At 65.5% G+C, this 16,328-nt stretch carries 15 protein-coding genes and 1 pseudogene; 8 read left to right on the plus strand and 8 right to left on the minus strand.

Annotated features, from left to right (window positions below):
• From AC5JJ6_RS17575 to AC5JJ6_RS17610, 8 genes and pseudogenes are all read left to right on the plus strand, one after another.
• Window positions 1-288: pseudogene (locus AC5JJ6_RS17575) on the plus strand (2-polyprenylphenol 6-hydroxylase); the annotation flags it as partial.
• 125 nt (window positions 289-413) lie between these two features.
• Window positions 414-1,676: a bifunctional phosphopantothenoylcysteine decarboxylase/phosphopantothenate--cysteine ligase CoaBC gene (coaBC, locus tag AC5JJ6_RS17580; RefSeq protein WP_496043298.1), complete on the plus strand. Its 1,263-nt coding sequence runs from the start codon at window positions 414-416 to the stop codon at window positions 1,674-1,676.
• A 95-nt stretch (window positions 1,677-1,771) separates the two neighbouring features.
• Window positions 1,772-2,281 (plus strand): dUTP diphosphatase, encoded by a 510-nt coding sequence (gene dut / locus AC5JJ6_RS17585; protein WP_496043299.1) that lies wholly within the window; start codon window positions 1,772-1,774, stop codon window positions 2,279-2,281.
• On the plus strand, window positions 2,281-2,736 hold the full coding sequence (locus tag AC5JJ6_RS17590) for an RrF2 family transcriptional regulator (protein WP_429643680.1): 456 nt from the start codon (window positions 2,281-2,283) through the stop codon (window positions 2,734-2,736). Before dut ends, AC5JJ6_RS17590 begins: the two co-directional genes overlap by 1 nt.
• Before the next feature lie 75 nt (window positions 2,737-2,811).
• Window positions 2,812-3,783, plus strand: a complete 972-nt coding sequence (cysK, locus tag AC5JJ6_RS17595; RefSeq protein WP_496043300.1) for a cysteine synthase A — start codon at window positions 2,812-2,814, stop codon at window positions 3,781-3,783.
• A 64-nt stretch (window positions 3,784-3,847) separates the two neighbouring features.
• Window positions 3,848-4,648 carry a HesA/MoeB/ThiF family protein gene (locus AC5JJ6_RS17600; protein ID WP_496043301.1) on the plus strand — a complete coding sequence of 267 codons (801 nt, stop codon included), beginning with the start codon at window positions 3,848-3,850 and terminating at the stop codon, window positions 4,646-4,648.
• Window positions 4,645-5,064, plus strand: coding sequence for a DsrE family protein (locus AC5JJ6_RS17605; RefSeq protein WP_496043302.1), 420 nt, complete (start codon window positions 4,645-4,647; stop codon window positions 5,062-5,064). Before AC5JJ6_RS17600 ends, AC5JJ6_RS17605 begins: the two co-directional genes overlap by 4 nt.
• A gap of 577 nt (window positions 5,065-5,641) precedes the next feature.
• Window positions 5,642-6,802, plus strand: a complete 1,161-nt coding sequence (locus AC5JJ6_RS17610; protein ID WP_496043303.1) for a pentapeptide repeat-containing protein — start codon at window positions 5,642-5,644, stop codon at window positions 6,800-6,802.
• A gap of 12 nt (window positions 6,803-6,814) precedes the next feature.
• On the opposite strand, the gene phoB is transcribed toward AC5JJ6_RS17610, so the two are convergent.
• The 8 genes from phoB to AC5JJ6_RS17650 all read right to left on the minus strand — a co-directional run.
• Window positions 6,815-7,528, minus strand: coding sequence for a phosphate regulon transcriptional regulator PhoB (phoB, locus tag AC5JJ6_RS17615; RefSeq protein ID WP_044433397.1), 714 nt, complete (start codon window positions 7,526-7,528; stop codon window positions 6,815-6,817).
• 27 nt (window positions 7,529-7,555) lie between these two features.
• Entirely contained in the window at window positions 7,556-8,281 is a 726-nt protein-coding gene (gene phoU, locus AC5JJ6_RS17620; RefSeq protein ID WP_496043304.1) for a phosphate signaling complex protein PhoU, read from the minus strand.
• A gap of 49 nt (window positions 8,282-8,330) precedes the next feature.
• On the minus strand, window positions 8,331-9,077 hold the full coding sequence (pstB, locus tag AC5JJ6_RS17625; protein ID WP_496043310.1) for a phosphate ABC transporter ATP-binding protein PstB: 747 nt from the start codon (window positions 9,075-9,077) through the stop codon (window positions 8,331-8,333).
• 79 nt (window positions 9,078-9,156) lie between these two features.
• Window positions 9,157-10,464 carry a phosphate ABC transporter permease PstA gene (pstA, locus tag AC5JJ6_RS17630; RefSeq protein ID WP_496043305.1) on the minus strand — a complete coding sequence of 436 codons (1,308 nt, stop codon included), beginning with the start codon at window positions 10,462-10,464 and terminating at the stop codon, window positions 9,157-9,159.
• On the minus strand, window positions 10,457-11,839 hold the full coding sequence (gene pstC / locus AC5JJ6_RS17635; RefSeq protein WP_496043306.1) for a phosphate ABC transporter permease subunit PstC: 1,383 nt from the start codon (window positions 11,837-11,839) through the stop codon (window positions 10,457-10,459). Before pstC ends, pstA begins: the two co-directional genes overlap by 8 nt.
• Window positions 11,840-11,934: 95 nt before the next feature.
• A complete protein-coding gene (locus AC5JJ6_RS17640; protein ID WP_496043307.1) occupies window positions 11,935-12,972 on the minus strand; it encodes a PstS family phosphate ABC transporter substrate-binding protein in 1,038 nt (345 codons plus the stop codon).
• 180 nt (window positions 12,973-13,152) lie between these two features.
• A complete protein-coding gene (locus tag AC5JJ6_RS17645) occupies window positions 13,153-14,583 on the minus strand; it encodes an ATP-binding protein (protein ID WP_496043308.1) in 1,431 nt (476 codons plus the stop codon).
• Between the two features lie 156 nt (window positions 14,584-14,739).
• On the minus strand, window positions 14,740-16,328 hold a 1,589-nt coding region (locus AC5JJ6_RS17650; RefSeq protein ID WP_496043309.1), incomplete at its 5' end, for a phosphate acyltransferase.

The raw sequence follows: 16,328 nt of genomic DNA on the forward strand, positions 1-16,328 counted from the left end.
GAGTTGGCGCGTCCGCTGATCGAGGACTGGATGCGGGAAAACCGCGGCCCCGAAGCCCGCGTGGTGGACGAGCTGGAAGGCGTCATGAACGCGCTCCGCACCCTGCCCAGGGTCGTGAAGGCGACGGAGACTGCCGCCAACATGATCGTCGAAGGCGGTATCAGGCTTCACTCCGAGACGGTGAAGGAACTGCTCGACGGGTCCGTTCGCCGGCGCCAGCGGATGATGTGGTCGATATGGCTGGCCACGATGGCGGTGCTGGCCCTGCTGGTGCTGGCGGTGGACTGAGCGGCAGCCCATCTCACCTCAATAAGGCCGTCATGTGCCCGTCGTCACTTCCCCCGTGAGGGCGGCGGTGGCAGGATGCGCGCAAGCACCAGCACACCCTTCCCGCAGGCACCCGGCTGACCCTCATGTCCGATCCCAAGTTCGATTTCCCCATCCTCGACGGCAAGCGCATCCTGCTGATCATTTCCGGCGGGATCGCGGCCTATAAGTGCCTCGACCTGATCCGAAGGCTGAAGGAACGCGGGGCGAAGGTGCGATGCATCCTGACCGAGGGCGGGTCGAAGTTCGTGACGCCGCTGTCGGTGGCGGCCCTGTCGGAGGAGAAGGTCTACACGGATCTGTGGTCGCTGACCGACGAAGCGGAGATGGGGCATATCCGGCTTTCGCGGGAAGCGGATCTGGTCGTGGTGGCGCCCGCCAGCGCCAATATCCTGGCGAAGATGGCGGCGGGGATCACCGACGATCTGGCGACCACCGCCCTGCTGGCGACCGACAAGCCGGTCATGGTGGCGCCGGCCATGAACATCATGATGTGGTCCCACGCGGCGACGCGCGCCAACATGGCGGCGCTGGAGCAGCGTGGCGTCGTCCGGATCGGTCCCGGCGTCGGCGACATGGCCTGCGGCGAAACCGGCAGCGGCCGGATGAGCGAGCCGATGGAGATCCTGGCCGCCATCGCGGGTTTCTTCCAGAAGACTGAGTCGCCGACCCATACGCTGGAGGCGCTCGGCCCTCTGCGCGGCTGGCGGGCGCTGGTGACCAGCGGACCGACGCATGAGCCGATCGATCCCGTCCGCTACATCGCCAACCGCTCTTCCGGCAAGCAGGGGCATGCCATCGCGGCTGCCCTGGCGCGGCTGGGCGCTGCGGTGACCCTGGTCAGCGGGCCGACACAGGAGCCGACACCCGCCGGCGTCTCCATCGTCCATGTCGAGAGCGCGCTCGACATGCTGGCCGCTTGTCAGGACGCGCTGCCGGTCGATGTCGCGGTCTGCGCCGCAGCCGTCGCCGACTGGCGGGTCAAGGCCACGGCGTCCCAGAAGCTGAAGAAGGAAGGCGGCGGCCTGCCTGCCCTGGAACTGGCGGAGAACCCCGACATCCTCGCCGCCCTGTCGCGGGCCGGGCGGAACCGTCCGGCCCTGGTCGTAGGTTTCGCCGCCGAGACGGAGAAGGTGGTCGCCCATGCCCGCGCCAAGCTGGCGCGCAAGGGCTGCGACTGGATCGTCGCCAACGACGTGTCGCCGTCCAGTGGGACCTTCGGCGGAACCAACAACACCGTCCACCTGCTGCGCGGCGACACGCTTGAGGACTGGCCGCCGCTGTCGAAGGATGAGGTCGCCCAGCGTCTGGCGATGGCGATTGCCGAGCATCTGGTCGGAACGGGCTGACCTTTTTTCAAACTGCGGCGTCATTCTCCTATTACATTGTGTGATATATGCGCTATCTACAGCGCATAACAATCACCTGTGGCGACCCCCGTATCTTGTCCAGTACTGAAGCCCCGACCCATTCCCAGCCCGATCTGACAGTCGCCATCGTCCGTCTGGCCCATGCCGATGGACTGTCGCTGCCCGGCTACGCGACCGATCACGCCGCCGGCATGGATCTGGCGGCTGCCGTCAGCGATCCGGTCGTGCTGGCGCCGGGCGCCAGAGCCCTGATCCCGACCGGGATCGCGCTGGCGCTTCCTCCTGGATTCGAGGCCCAGATCCGGCCCCGGTCGGGTCTGGCGCTTCGCCACGGCATCGGGGTGCTCAACAGCCCCGGCACGATCGACGCGGACTACCGGGGCGAAGTCGGCGTCATCCTGATCAATCACGGCGACCAGCCTTTCACCGTCGAGCGCGGCATGCGCGTCGCCCAGATGGTGGTCGCCCCTTATACCCGCGTTGCCTGGAGCCTGACCGAAAGCCTTGAGCGGAGTACCCGCGGCGAAGGCGGTTTCGGCTCGACCGGCACTGAAACGCGCACGGACTCTCAAGGACGGAACTGATGCTGCGCATCTCCAAGAAACTGATGTTCGCAATCGAGGCGGTGCTCGACATCGCCTACAACGCCGGCAGCGAGCCGGTGCAGAGCGGCGAGATCACGCGCCGGCAGGGCATCCCCAAGCGCTACCTGGAACAGGTGCTCCAGCAACTGGTGCGCGCCGGCGTCCTGGCGGGCGTGCGCGGTCCGCGCGGCGGCTACCGGCTGGCGCGGGAGCGGCGGCGCATCAATATCGGCGAGATCGTCCGCGTCGTCCGCGCGATGGAGACGGCGTCCGACCCCGTGGAGGAACCAACCGGGTCCATTCTCGGTTTGAAAGTGGTGCGTCCGATCTGGATGCAATTGCAGGATGACTGCATGGCGCGCCTGGACGAGATCACCGTCGAGGACCTGTGCCTGCGCGCCAATCAGGCTGGAATCGAGAGCGAATCACACAGCAAAATCGATTTCAGCATTTAAATCCCTCAGGCGAGGGCATAGATTACATTTTATCTGTGCTTTTGAAATTTTCACAGTTCCGAAGGGTGGAATAAGATGGCTACTACCGAGCGCGTGCCCGAATTTCGCGGCAAGATCTACGACAGCATCCTGGACACCATCGGCGCCACACCGTTGGTTCGCGTGCGCCGTCTGGCGGCCGAGTTCGGAGTGAAGGCCGACATCGTCGGCAAGCTGGAGTTCTTCAACCCGCTCTCCAGCGTCAAGGACCGCATCGGCCTCGCCATGATCGAGGCCGCCGAGCTGGAAGGCAAGATCGAGCCGGGCAAGACCACCCTGGTCGAGCCGACCTCCGGCAACACCGGCATCGCACTGGCCTTCGTGGCCGCCGCCAAGGGCTACCGGCTGATCCTGACCATGCCGGAAAGCATGTCGGTCGAGCGCCGCAAGATGCTGAAGCTGCTGGGGGCCGAACTGGAACTGACCCCCGCCTCCGAAGGCATGAAGGGCGCCATCCGCAAGGCGGAGGAACTGGTCGCCTCCACCCCCGACGCCTTCATCACCCAGCAGTTCAAGAACCTCGCCAACCCGGAAATCCACCGCCGGACGACCGCCGAGGAAATCTGGCGCGACACCGACGGCAAGGCGGATATCCTGATCAGCGGCGTCGGCACCGGCGGCACGCTGACGGGCGTCGGCGAAGTCATCAAGGCCCGCAAGCCCGGCTTCAAGGTCATCGCGGTGGAACCGGAAGACAGCCCCGTCCTGTCCGGTGGCCTGCCCGGCCCGCACAAGATCCAGGGCATCGGCGCCGGTTTCGTGCCGGACGTGCTGAAGTCCGACCTGATCGACGAGGTGCTGCGGATCTCCAACCAGCGCGCCTTCGAAACCGCCCGCAAGGCGGCAAGGACCGAAGGTCTGGCTGTCGGCATCTCGTCGGGTGCGGCCTTGGCGGCGGCGATCGAGGTCGGCCAGCGGCCGGAGAACGAGGGCAAGCTGATCGTCGTGATCATCCCCTCCTTCGCCGAGCGCTACCTGTCGACCGCCCTGTTCGAAGGGCTGGAATAAGCTCAGGATACCGCGGGAGGACTCCAGTTCCGGAGCATCCTCCCGCGCACTCAGGTCAGGACCGATGGACTTCACGGACGCCCAGGTCGAACGCTACGCCCGCCACATCATCCTTCCGGAAGTCGGCGGCATCGGTCAGGAAAAACTGCTGAACTCCCGCGTGCTGGTGGTCGGCGCCGGAGGGCTGGGATCGCCGCTGCTGCTCTATCTGGCGGCGGCGGGCATCGGCACGATCGGGGTGGTCGACGACGACGTGGTCGACCTGTCCAACCTCCAGCGCCAGATCGTCCACGACACCGGCACCATCGGCATGCCCAAGGTCGCGAGCGCCGAGGCCCGGCTGAAGGCGATCAACCCGGAAGTCAGGCTGGAAACCCACCGGACCCGGCTGACCGCCGCCAACGTCATGGGCTTGATCGCCGATTACGAGGTCGTGGCCGACGGGACCGACAACTTCGCCACCCGCTTCCTGCTGGCGGACGCCTGCCATCTCGGGCACCGGACGCTGGTTTCCGCCGCCATGCTGCGGTTCGACGGCCAGCTATCGACCTTCAAGTCGCATCTGGGCGGCCCCAATCCCTGCTACCGCTGCATCTTCCGCGAACCTCCGCCGCGCGGCCTGATCCCAAGCTGCGCCGAAGCCGGCGTGCTGGGAGCGCTGGCGGGCGCCGTAGGCTCCGTTCAGGCGATCGAGGTGGTGAAGGAGGTGCTGGGCATCGGCGAGAGCCTGTCCGGCAACCTGCTGATGTACGACGCGCTGAACACCAGCTTCCATAAGGTGAAGGTGAAACCCGATCCGGAATGCCCCCTGTGCGGCGGCCATCCCTCCATCACGGACCTCACATCCCATAGGACTGCATCATGAGCGACCGGAGCGGCCTGTCCCTGGTCGTCTTCGCCGGAGGGTTCGACCGGGTCCACTACGCCCTGGTCATGGCGAGCGCCGCCGCCGCGACCAACCGCAAGACGACGCTGTTCTTCACCGGCCGCGCCGTCCTGGCGCTCAAGGCCGGCGATGGCTGGCGCGAACTCGACCCCGCCGACGACGGATCGTCGCCGGAGGAGCGCAACGCCCATTTCGGCCGCAGCGGCCTTGCCGAGTTCGAGGAACTGCTGGAAGCCTGCGTCGCCCTGGGCGTCACCGTCATGGTGTGCGAGATGGCGCTGAAGGCGATCGGGCTGGAGGCCTCGGCCTTGCGGTCCGACGTGCCGGTGGTATCCGGCGGCGTCGTCACCTTCCTGAACGACGCCCCTGCCGGCGGACGGATGCTGTTCGTCTGATACCAACGGCATTGAAGATCGACCGGTCGAAGGTACCGCCCTTACCGCCATGTAGGTCGGCATAGAGCCAATGCCGTTCAATGGCATTTTCTAAAAATGCAAATTCTATAGTGGGTTTTTGGGGTGATGAGCCTGACTGGACGATAACGAATGTAGACGCGGCCTCCGGCCGCGTTCACTCCGCGCCTCCATAGCTTCGAAGTGTGCGCACATGCGCGGTACGGCGGAGAGTACGCGTATCCGCGCACTGAACGCGGCCGGAGGCCGCGTCTACGAGGGGCATCATCCCGGAACATCGGATAAGCCAAAGGCTACTGGACGGTATTGGGTCTAGAGCGAAGCGGCAGCCGACATCGACGCGCCTGCTTGTCGGCTGCCGCTTCGCTCTAGACCGACCTACGAAGCTCTTTTTACATAAATTCATTTTTTGATGGGCATCCTAACCTATAGGCGTGGTTAACCTCGACTTCAGCATCCTCCGAACGTCGCCGGCCTTGTCTGGATGGCGTGACGATCGATGTTGAGTATGAAGCATGCCACCCGCTACATTGCCGGCATCGCAAGGAGAGGGAGGCGCATGACAGGTTCGACGGACCTGGGTGAGGAAAAGCTGGCGCAGATTCGCCAAGCATTGCGCAATCACCTTCTCTTCACTGCGGGCAAAGGTGGCAAGCGACTGAATTTGATGGCGAACAACATGTCCAACTTTGTCCTGGAGGGTTTCAATTTCTCCAAGGCTTCTCTGTTGTTCTGCAATCTTTCATACTCGAATCTTCAGAAAGCCCGCTTTCGCAACGCCGATTTGACGAACAGCTTGTTCGTCCGCAGCAATCTGGCGAATGCCGATTTCTCCGGAGCCACCCTGGATGGCGTGAAGTTCCATTTCACCGACGCACGGGACGCCAAGCTCGACGGCTCGACCATGCGCCAGGGTTCGCTGATGATCTTTCCGAAGAGCGACGCCGGGGGCGCACCTGTCAGCCAGCAGGCGAAGACGGTGGTCAAGGTCACCGACCTGTCCAACTCCAACTTCGAAGGCGCTTCGCTCAAGGGTGCGCATATGTCCAACTGCATCCTGCGCAATGCCAATCTGCGGAACGTCGATCTGACCAATGCGAACCTGAAGGGTGCCGACCTCGAAGGAGCCAACCTCCAGGGGGCTCTGCTGAAGGGCGCCAACCTGATGAACGTGAAGGTCAAGGATGCCGTCCTCGACCTGACGCCCGAGGTCTTCGACATCCTGCGCTTCAACGACGATTTCGTCCGCCATGTCGACAGCGTGCGGGAGATCAACAACTCCCTGCGGGCTCACGACAAATGGGTCAATTCCCGTGGAGGCGACGGCCAGCGGCTGGACCTTGCCGGCCGCTCCTTGCGCGGTGTCGATCTCACGGGCAAGAACCTGGCGGCCATGTCGTTCGCCGGCGCGGATCTTTCCGGGGCGAAGCTGGCGAAGGCGGTCCTGAGCGCCAGCGACTTCACCGGCGCCACCATCCAGTACGCCGACTTCTCCGGGGCCGACCTGCGGGGCGCCAACTTCACCAATGCGTCGATCGTCTTCGCCGACTTCTCCGGGGCCGACTTTTCGCCGCTCGAACTGCGGAGCGGCGGCGGACTGCCTACCCGGTTCAGCGGGGCGACGATCCGGAACAGCAACCTGTGCGGCCTGGGCCTGACGGCCTGCCCGGACGATGCCGCCGTCTGCAAGGACTGCGACTTCAATCCGGTCAAGCCGTGACCAAGGGCTCCGTCAGGCGCTGATGCCGCCCTTCTCGTCAAGCGCATAGCCGGCCGACCGCACCGTCCGGATGATGTCGTTGTCGTTGACCTCGTTCAGCGCTTTCCGCAGGCGGCGAATATGGACGTCGACCGTCCGCGGCTCGACATAGACGTCGTGGCCCCAGACCAGATCGAGCAACTGTTCGCGCGAGAAGACGCGGCCGGGGTGCTGCATGAAGTGGCGCAGCAGGCGGAACTCGGTCGGTCCGAGATGCACGTCGCGGCCCTGGCGGCGGACGCGATGGGCCGCCAGATCCATGATGACGTCGCCGAAGCTCAGCAACTCCTCCGCCAGACCGGGGCTCGACCGGCGCAGCACGGCCCGCATGCGGGCGACCAGTTCGGTCGGGGAGAACGGCTTGGCGATGTAGTCGTCCGCACCGGAATTTAGGCCCCGGACCTTGTCGGCCTCCTCCCCACGTGCGGTCAGCATGATGATCGGGATGTCGCGGGTCTTGGGATTGCGCCGCATCTGGCGGCAGACTTCCAGGCCCGACATCAGCGGCAGCATCCAGTCGAGCAGGACGAGACTGGGCACCTGCTCCGATGCCAGCAGCAAGGCTTCCTCGCCGTCGCCGGCCGAAAGCGTGCGGAAGTTTTCCTTTTCAAGATTGTACTTGAGGAGGGTTACGAGGTCCGCCTCGTCCTCGACGATCAGGACGAGGGGTTTGAGCGCCGAATTCATGAGTTCGTTCGTTCCAAGGCTGGCTTGTTAACCCTGTAGCTCCGGCTGCGGCGTCACGACCTCGAAGCTGCTTTCGTCGCCCTTCGGCCGTTCCGTAGTCAGTGGATGACCGATTACCAGAAAATGGATCGTCTCGGCAATGTTGGTCGCATGGTCGCCGATCCGCTCCAGGTTCTTGGCAATGAACAGGAGATGGGTACAGGGGGTGATGTTGCGCGGGTCTTCCATCATGTAGGTCAGGACTTCGCGGAACAGGCTGGTATAGAGATCGTCCAGTTCCTCGTCGCGGTGGCGTGCCGCCACCGCCTTGTCGACGTCGCGCTCGATATAGGCGTCGAGCACTTCCTTCATGATCTCCTGGACCAGCCGGCCCATGCGCGGGATGGCGCCGGCCGGGCGCACGGGGGGCAGCTGGGCCAGGGCCAGCGACCGCTTGGCGATGTTCGCCGCGTAGTCGCCGATCCGCTCGATATCCGCCGCGATCTTGAGCGCCGAGACGATCTCGCGCAGGTCGGACGCCATCGGCTGGCGCAGCGCCAGCAGCCGCAGCGTCTCGTTGTCGATCTCCCGCTCATAGGTGTCGATGCGGAGGTCCGACTGGATCACCTGGGCGGCGATGGCCGTGTCCCGGCGGACGAGCGCCTGAACGGCGGCCTCTACCTGGGCTTCCGCCACGCCGCCCATCTGCGTGATCAGGTTCGACAGGCGCTGAAGTTCCTGCGCGAACGATTTGACGATGTGCTCGTTGCTCATGCGCCGCTTTCCTGAAAGACATTATGCCGAGAGTGTGGCGCGTCGGCGCTCAGCCGTACCGGCCGGTGATGTAGCCCTGGGTCCGCTCGTCGCGCGGCGTCGTGAAGATCTCTTCGGTGTCGCCGACCTCGACCATCTCGCCCAGGTGGAAGAAGGCAGTGCGCTGGGACACGCGGGCGGCCTGCTGCATGTTGTGGGTGACGATGACGATCGTATAGTTCTCGCGCAGTTCGTCGATCAGTTCCTCGATATGCGCGGTCGCGATGGGGTCGAGCGCCGAGCAGGGCTCGTCCATCAGGATCACTTCGGGGCTGACCGCGATGGCTCGGGCGATGCACAGGCGCTGCTGCTGGCCGCCGGACAAGCCGGTGCCCGGCTCCTTCAGGCGGTCCTTGACCTCGTTCCACAGGCCGGCGCGCTGGAGGCTCTTCGCCACGATCTCGTCCATTTCCTCCCGCCGGCTGGCAAGGCCGTGGATGCGCGGACCGTAGGAAATGTTGTCGTAGATCGACTTGGGGAACGGGTTCGGCTTCTGGAACACCATGCCAACGCGGGCGCGGAGCTGAACCGGATCGATTTCCCGGTCGTAGATGTCCTGGCTGTCCAGCGTGATCAGCCCTTCGATCCGGGCGATGTCGATGGTGTCGTTCATCCGGTTGAGGCAGCGCAGGAATGTCGACTTGCCGCAGCCGGACGGGCCGATCAGTGCCGTCACCTGACGTTCCGGGATCGTCAGGTCGATGCCCTTCAGCGCCTGCTTGGCGCCGTAGTACACCTTGACGCCCCGCGCATCCATCTTGGGAACCGTGCCGGTCAGCGTGCCGGCATGGGGGCGGACGGCGATGCCGGCCATTGTCTGAGTGTGTGCGGTCATACTACCAACGCCTTTCGAATCGCTTGCGCAGGACAACGGCGATCGCGTTCATCGCGATCAGGAAAGCCAGGAGCACCATGATCGCGGCGGAAGTCCGCTCGACGAAGCCGCGCTCCGGGCTGTCGGCCCACATGAAGATCTGCACCGGCAGGACGGTCGCCGCGTCGCCGAAGCCAGCCGGCGTGTCGACGATGAAGGCAATCATGCCGATCATCAGCAGCGGCGCCGTTTCGCCCAGCGCATGGGCCATGCCGATGATGATGCCGGTCATGATGCCGGGCATCGCCAGCGGCAGCACGTGATGGGTCACCACCTGGAGCGGCGAGGCGCCGACGCCCAGCGCCGCTTCCCGGATCGACGGCGGGACCGCCTTCAGGGCGGCACGGCTTGCTATGATGATGGTCGGCAGAGTCATCAGCGCCAGCACGATGCCGCCGACCACCGGAGCGGATCGCGGCATGTTGAAGGCGTTGAGGAAGACAGCCAGTCCCAGCAGGCCGAAGACGATCGACGGGACGGCGGCGAGGTTGTTGATGTTCACCTCGATCAGGTCGGTCAGCTTGTTCTTCGGGGCGAATTCCTCGAGATAGACCGCCGCCGAAATCCCGATCGGGATGGCGAGCCCGAGGGTCACGGCCAGCGTCAGCAGCGATCCGACGATGCCCGCCTTGAGGCCCGCCAGTTCCGGGTCGCGGCTGTCGCCGTTCATGAACAGGCGCCAGTTCCAGCCGTTCACGATGTTGCCGGTGGACACCAGCTTGTCGATCCATTGGATCTGCTGATCGCTGACCTTGCGGTTCGCTTCCGGAACGTCGCGGTCGATATTGCCCTTCAGCAACTGGTCGTAGTCGCTCGCCAGGGGCAGGCGGACGGTCTGGCGGGTGCCGATCAGACCGGGATTGTCCATCACCATCTGGCGCAGCTCGAACCCGGCGCCGTTGCTGACGATGGCGTTCAGCCGCCGCCGTTCGGTGCGGCTTTCGACTTCGGGGAAAGCCGCCTGAAGCGACTGCCGGGCGAGTGCCGCGTAGTTGGCGCCCGACAGGGTGGCCTCGTCGTGGGTGCCCTGCGGGTCGATCTCCGCCGGGTCGAAGTAGATTTCCAGCGACAGGTCGTGCTGGGCGAAGGCGGTGTAGCCCTGCGACACGATGCTGGCGAGCAGGACCGCCAGCATGCCGAGCGCTATGCCGATGGCGGCGATGCCGTACATCTTGAAGCGGCGTTCCGCGGCGTAGCGCTTGCGCAGGCGGGCGGCGAAGTCGTCGGACTGATACGGCGCCGCGCGCGGAGTGCTGATGACATCAGTCATATTTTTCCCGATACTTCCGCACCACCCGGAGGGCGATGATGTTCAGGGTGAGAGTGACGGTGAAGAGCACGAGACCGAGGCCGAAGGCCGACAATGTCTTGGCGCTGTCGAATTCCTGGTCGCCGACCAGGAGCGTCGCGATCTGCACGGTAACGGTGCTGACGGCGTCCAGCGGATTGCCGGTCAGGTTGGCGGCGAGGCCGGCTGCCATCACCACGATCATCGTCTCGCCGATAGCCCGGCTGACCGCCAGCAGCACCGCGCCGACGATGCCGGGAAGGGCGGCCGGGAGGACGACGTTGCGGATGGTTTCCGACTTGGTGGCGCCGAGGCCGTAGGAACCGTCGCGCAGCGACTGGGGCACCGCGTTGATGATGTCGTCCGACAGCGAACTGACGAAGGGGATGATCATGACGCCCATGACGACGCCGGCGGCCAGCGCCGATTCCGAACTGACGCCGAAGCCCAGGCTCTGGCCGACGTCGCGGACGAAGGGCGCCATGGTCAGGGCCGCGAAGAAGCCGTAGACCACGGTCGGGATGCCGGCCAGGATCTCCAGGACGGGCTTGACCGTGCCGCGCACCCTGGGGGGCGCGTATTCCGACATGTAGATGGCGCTCATCAAGCCCAGCGGTACGGCGACCGCCATCGCGATGGCGGCGATCAGCAGGGTTCCGGTGAACAGCGGCACGGCGCCGAACGCGCCGTCGGACGCCACCTGATCGGCCCGGATGGCCGTCTGAGGGCTCCAGTGCAGGCCCAGCAGGAATTCGGCCGGGGGGACCTTGGTGAAGAACCGGATCGCTTCGAACAGCAGGGACAGCACGATCCCAACGGTGGTCAGGATCGCCACCAGCGAGCACAGGATCAGGATGACGTTGACGACCTGCTCGACTTGGTTGCGCGCCCGCAGTTTCGGATGGATGCGGCCCTTGGCGAAGAACAGGCCGGCGCAGGCCAGGGCCAGCATGACGACCGCCAGCGCGCCGTTGCCGATGCCGCGCAGATGGTTGTAGTAGTCGGCGGCTGCCGTCAGGGCCGGTTCCGGAACGCGGCTGGTGATGTTGCCATAGGCCAGGTTGTGGATATCGACCATGATCAGGTTGATTTCCTGCGCCGACAGCGACGTGATCGAAGCCGGCAGGCTGGCCCGGACCATGTTGTTGACGACGATCCCCTCAAGCCCGGTCCACAGGGCGAACAGGATCAAGGCCGGCAGCCCGACCCACATCGCCACATAGAGACCGTAGTAGGACGGCACCGAATGCAGCCTGGAAAGCCTGCCGCCGGCGGAAGATACCGCCGTTGTCCTGCCGAGCTGGAATCCAGCGAACGACAGGAGCAGAAGCACCAAAAGGAATGTTGTGACTGGCATCGGGACCGTTCGGTATTTCGGGACGAGCTACAGGACAGGGATTGGCCGGACGGAACGGACCGGAGCGCCGGGCGCCCCGGCCGATCCATCGGCGATTACATCGTGACGGGCGTCAGGTTCAGGATGCTGGTCCGGACCTTCTCGCGCTTGTCCTTGGGCAGCGGGATCAGGCCCTTGGCTTCCAGATAGCCTTCCTCGCCGAAGGCGCGCTCGCTGGTGTACTCGGCCAGGAATTCCTTGATGCCGGGGATGACGTCGACGTGCTGGCTCTTGACGTAGACGTACATCGACCGGGCGACCGGGTACTTGGCGCTGGCGATGGTGTCCAGATCGGGGGCGACGCCGTTGATCTTGGCGCCCTGGAGCTTGTCGAGGTTCTGTTCCAGGAAGCTGTAGCCGAACACGCCGTAGGCATCCTTGTTGGCGACCAGCTTCTGGACGATCAGGTTGTCGTTCTCACCGGCTTCCACATAGCCGCCGTCCTCGCGGATCTGGCTGCACACCGCCTTGGCCTGATCGGCCGGCAGGGCCTTCACTTCCGGGAACTGGGCGCAGCCGGCATCCATCACCAGCTCGACGAAGGCGTCGCGGGTGCCGGAGGTCGGGGGCGGACCGAGAACCTCGATCTCCTTGTTCGGCAGCGACGGGTCGATGTCGCTCCACTTCTTGTAGGGGTTCGCCACGACCTTGCCGTTGACGACGACCTGCTTGGCGAGCGCCTGCCAGATCTGCTTGATCGTATAGTCGGCGTGGGTGGCGCCCTTGGAACTGGCGAAGACGATGCCGTCGAAGCCGACTTCCAGTTCGCTGACGGCGGTCACGCCGTTGGCGGCGCAGCCTTCCAGCTCGGACTTCTTGATCCGGCGCGACGCGTTGGTCAGGTCGGGATGCCCGACGCCGACGCCGGCGCAGAACTGCTTGATGCCGCCGCCGGTACCGGTGGACTCGACGACCGGCGTCTTGAACTTGCCGCCCCGGCCGAAGGTTTCGGCAACCGCGCTGGTGAAGGGGAACACGGTGGACGAGCCGACGACGCGGATCTGGTCACGGCCCTGAGCCTGCGCCCCACCCGTCAGTGCGGCGGTCGAGGCGAAGGCGGCCAATGCCGCCACGGCGAGCTTCTTGTTGATCACGATATAGTCCTCCGACGAATTCGCCAAAATGCGGGCCAAAAGCCTGAATTTGCCGCGGCCTTGCAACTGACCGGCGGGCTTGCGGCGGACCATAGCGTTCAACGGCGATACAATTACTACAGAGAGATGACAGTTTCGTGACACAGGCCGATTGTGCCGGGAGACTTGGCGTGACCGGCGTTACGCCGCCGAACCGCCGGCCCGCAGCGGATCTTCCGCTTCCAGCGTCTCGTCGGCGGCAATGGGCAAAAGGACGGTAAAGGTGCTGCCCTTGCCGACGTCGCTCTCGATCGTCATCTGGCCGCGGTGCCGGTTGACGATGTGCTTGACGATGGCAAGCCCGAGGCCGGTGCCGCCGAGCGCCCGGCTGCGGGCAGGATCGACCCGGTAGAAACGTTCGGTCAGCCGGGGCAGATGGGTCCGGGCGATGCCTTCGCCGCAATCCGCGACCGCTATCGAGACCATGGGCTTGCTCCGCCGCCCGCCGGTCACTGCAAGGGTGACCCGTACTTCGGTGTTGTCGCGGGTGTACTTGATCGCGTTGTCGATCAGGTTCTGGAAGACCTGGGCGAGCTGGTCGTCGTCCCCGATGACGGCGGGAAGCCGTTCCGGCACCGTCAGGACCAGTCTGATCTTCCGGGCAGCGGCCTTCAGTTCCAGCGCCGCGACGGCGCTGCGCGCGATCAGCATCGGATTGGCCCGGCCGGTCGGCGGCGTATGCTCGTCCAGCTCGATCTTCGAGAGCGACAGCAGGTCGTTGACCAGCCGCGCCATGCGGCCGGACTGATCGTGCATGATCGTCAGGAAGCGGTCGCGAGCGTCGGGATCGTCGCGCGCCGGTCCCCGCAGCGTTTCGATGAAGCCCAGCAGCGTCGCCAGCGGCGTCCGGAGTTCGTGGCTGGCGTTGGCGACGAAATCGGCGCGCATCTGTTCCGACCGCTTGATCGCCGTCATGTCGTGGAAGGTCAGGATCGCGACCGTGCCGGTGCTCCTGCGCCCCTGCCCCCGGTACGGCGTCACCCGCGCCTCGAATACCCGCTCGACAGGAACGGGCAAGCTGAACTCGACGCTCCGCGACGAGGCGCCGCCCAGCACCGCATCGACGGCGCCCAGCAGATGAGGGTTGCGGAGCGTTGCGGCCAAATCCCGTTCCGCCATGCGGTCGCCGAACAGACCCCGCGCGGCGGCATTGGCCTTGATGACGCCGCGGTCCTTGCCGAGCAGGATCAGCGGGTCGTGCAGCGCCTCCAGGATCTGCTCGTTCGCTTCCAGGCCGCTGCGCAGCTGGCCGTTCTTATCCAGCCAGTCCGTATGGATCCGGGCTACGCCGGCCGCGAGCAAGCGGGCGGTCGGCGATGCGTCGAACGGCAGGCTGTGGTTCTGTTCGGATTCCTTCAGCGACTCGATAAAGGATGCGACCGCCGTCACGTCGCGCCGATAGATCCTGGTCGCCAGCAGGGCGGCGGCCAGTGCGGCAAGAACGCCTGCCGCGGCCGCTCCGGCGGTGATGAGGCCGAGTACCGCGAGCGTACCCAGAAAAACGGCGAGCGCCAGCAGGAACGGGCTGCCGAGCAGGAAGGGTGTAGTGGCGGGAACTACCTTTGATTGCATGATCGCACAAGCAAGATCGTTTCCTGGTCATTGTCGGCTTCTTATCCGACCGACACTACACCAGTTCCGCCCCGTTCCGGCAGGCGTCACAAAACATTAATAGGGGAAGGAAAAGGGAGCCCCCGCCGCCACGGCGGAGGCCCCCCGTACCCTATATCACCACTTGAGCGAGTCGTGCGCCGCCAGCGCCGCCGCGTTGACCAGATCGGACACCGAGGAGCCCATCTGGACGACCTGCGCCGGCTTGTCCAGGCCGATCAGCAGCGGGCCGATCAACTGGCCGCCGCCCATCTTCTGAAGCAGCTTGGCGCCGATGTTGGCGGCGTGGAGCGCCGGCATGATCAGCACGTTGGCCGGTCCCGACAAACGGCAGAACGGGTAGAGCCGCTTCATCAGGTCATGATCGAGCGCCACGTCGGCCGACATCTCGCCGTCGTATTCGAAGTCGATCCGGCGCTGGTCGAGCAGCGCCACCGCGTCGCGGACGTGTTCCGCCCGGCCGCGCATGTACTGTCCGAAATTGGAGAAGGACAGGAACGCCACGCGCGGCTCGTGGCCCATCTGCCGGGCCTTGGCCGCCGTCTGGATCGCGATCTCGACCAGTTCTTCCGAAGTCGGAAGCTCGTTCACCGTCGTATCGGCGATGAAGACGGTCTGCTTGCGGGTCACCACGACCGAGACGCCGAACGCGCGCTGGTGGTTGCGCGTGTCGATGACCGTGGTGATGTCCTTGTAGCAGGTGGCGAAGCTGCGCGTCAGGCCGGTCACCATGGCATCCGCGTCGCCCTGCGCCACCATCAGCGCCGCGAAGACGTTGCGGTCCTGGTTGACCATGCGCTGGCAGTCGCGCTGAAGCGTGCCCCGGCGCTGGAGCCGGCGGTAGAGGTAGTCGGTGTAGCGGTGGTTGGCGTCGGACAGGCGGGCGTTGTGGATTTCCAGCCCGTCCTGGTCCGGCTTAAGGCCGAGCGCCGTCAACTGCTCGCGGATGATCTCCTCGCGGCCGATCAGGATCGGCGTGCCGTAGCCGGCGGCGCGATAGGCCAGGGCCGCCCGGATCGACCGGTCTTCCTCGCCCTCGGCGAAGACGACGCGGCGGGGGTTTGCCTTGACCTTCTCGAAGATGAGCTGGAGGCTGTCGGCGGTCGGGTCGAGCCGGGTGCGCAGGCAGTTGCGGTAGCCGGCGACGTCGATGATCGGCTTCCGCGCGACTCCGCTTTCCATCGCCGCCTGGGCGACCGCCGCCGGGATCGTGACGATCAGGCGGGGGTCGAACGGCACGGGGATGATGTAGTCCGGACCGTAGCGCAGCCGGCGGCCGGCATAGGCCGCATCGACCTCGTCCGGGACGTCCTCGCGCGCCAGCGCCGCGATGGCGCGGGCGGCGCCGATCTTCATGGCGTCGTTGATGGTCGACGCCCGGACGTCGAGCGCCCCCCGGAAGATGTACGGGAAGCCCAGGACGTTGTTGATCTGGTTCGGGTAGTCGGACCGGCCGGTCGCGATGATCGCGTCGGAGCGGACGGCGCGCACCTCTTCCGGCGTGATTTCCGGATCGGGGTTGGCCAGCGCGAAGATCATCGGCTTCGGCCCCATCGACCGAACCATGTCCTGCGTGACGGCGCCCTTGGCCGACAGCCCGATGAACACGTCGGCGCCTTCCAGCGCCTCGGCCAGCGTCCGCGCCTCCGTCCTGACGGCGTGGGCCGACTTCCACTGGTTCATGCTGTTGGTGCGGCCCTGATAGA

This window comes from Skermanella sp., assembly GCF_059503625.1.

Bases quoted from the DNA above. Each gene is read 5' to 3' on its own strand.
- coaBC (WP_496043298.1), top strand. From the start codon at position 414: ATGTCCGATCCCAAGTTCGATTTCCCCATCCTCGACGGCAAGCGCATC.
- AC5JJ6_RS17590 (WP_429643680.1), top strand. From the start codon at position 2,281: ATGCTGCGCATCTCCAAGAAACTGATGTTCGCAATCGAGGCGGTGCTC.
- cysK (WP_496043300.1), top strand. From the start codon at position 2,812: ATGGCTACTACCGAGCGCGTGCCCGAATTTCGCGGCAAGATCTACGAC.
- AC5JJ6_RS17600 (WP_496043301.1), top strand. From the start codon at position 3,848: ATGGACTTCACGGACGCCCAGGTCGAACGCTACGCCCGCCACATCATC.
- AC5JJ6_RS17605 (WP_496043302.1), top strand. From the start codon at position 4,645: ATGAGCGACCGGAGCGGCCTGTCCCTGGTCGTCTTCGCCGGAGGGTTC.
- AC5JJ6_RS17610 (WP_496043303.1), top strand. From the start codon at position 5,642: ATGACAGGTTCGACGGACCTGGGTGAGGAAAAGCTGGCGCAGATTCGC.
- phoB (WP_044433397.1), bottom strand. From the start codon at position 7,528: ATGAATTCGGCGCTCAAACCCCTCGTCCTGATCGTCGAGGACGAGGCG.
- phoU (WP_496043304.1), bottom strand. From the start codon at position 8,281: ATGAGCAACGAGCACATCGTCAAATCGTTCGCGCAGGAACTTCAGCGC.
- pstB (WP_496043310.1), bottom strand. From the start codon at position 9,077: ATGGATGCGCGGGGCGTCAAGGTGTACTACGGCGCCAAGCAGGCGCTG.
- pstA (WP_496043305.1), bottom strand. From the start codon at position 10,464: ATGACTGATGTCATCAGCACTCCGCGCGCGGCGCCGTATCAGTCCGAC.
- pstC (WP_496043306.1), bottom strand. From the start codon at position 11,839: ATGCCAGTCACAACATTCCTTTTGGTGCTTCTGCTCCTGTCGTTCGCT.
- AC5JJ6_RS17645 (WP_496043308.1), bottom strand. From the start codon at position 14,583: ATGCAATCAAAGGTAGTTCCCGCCACTACACCCTTCCTGCTCGGCAGC.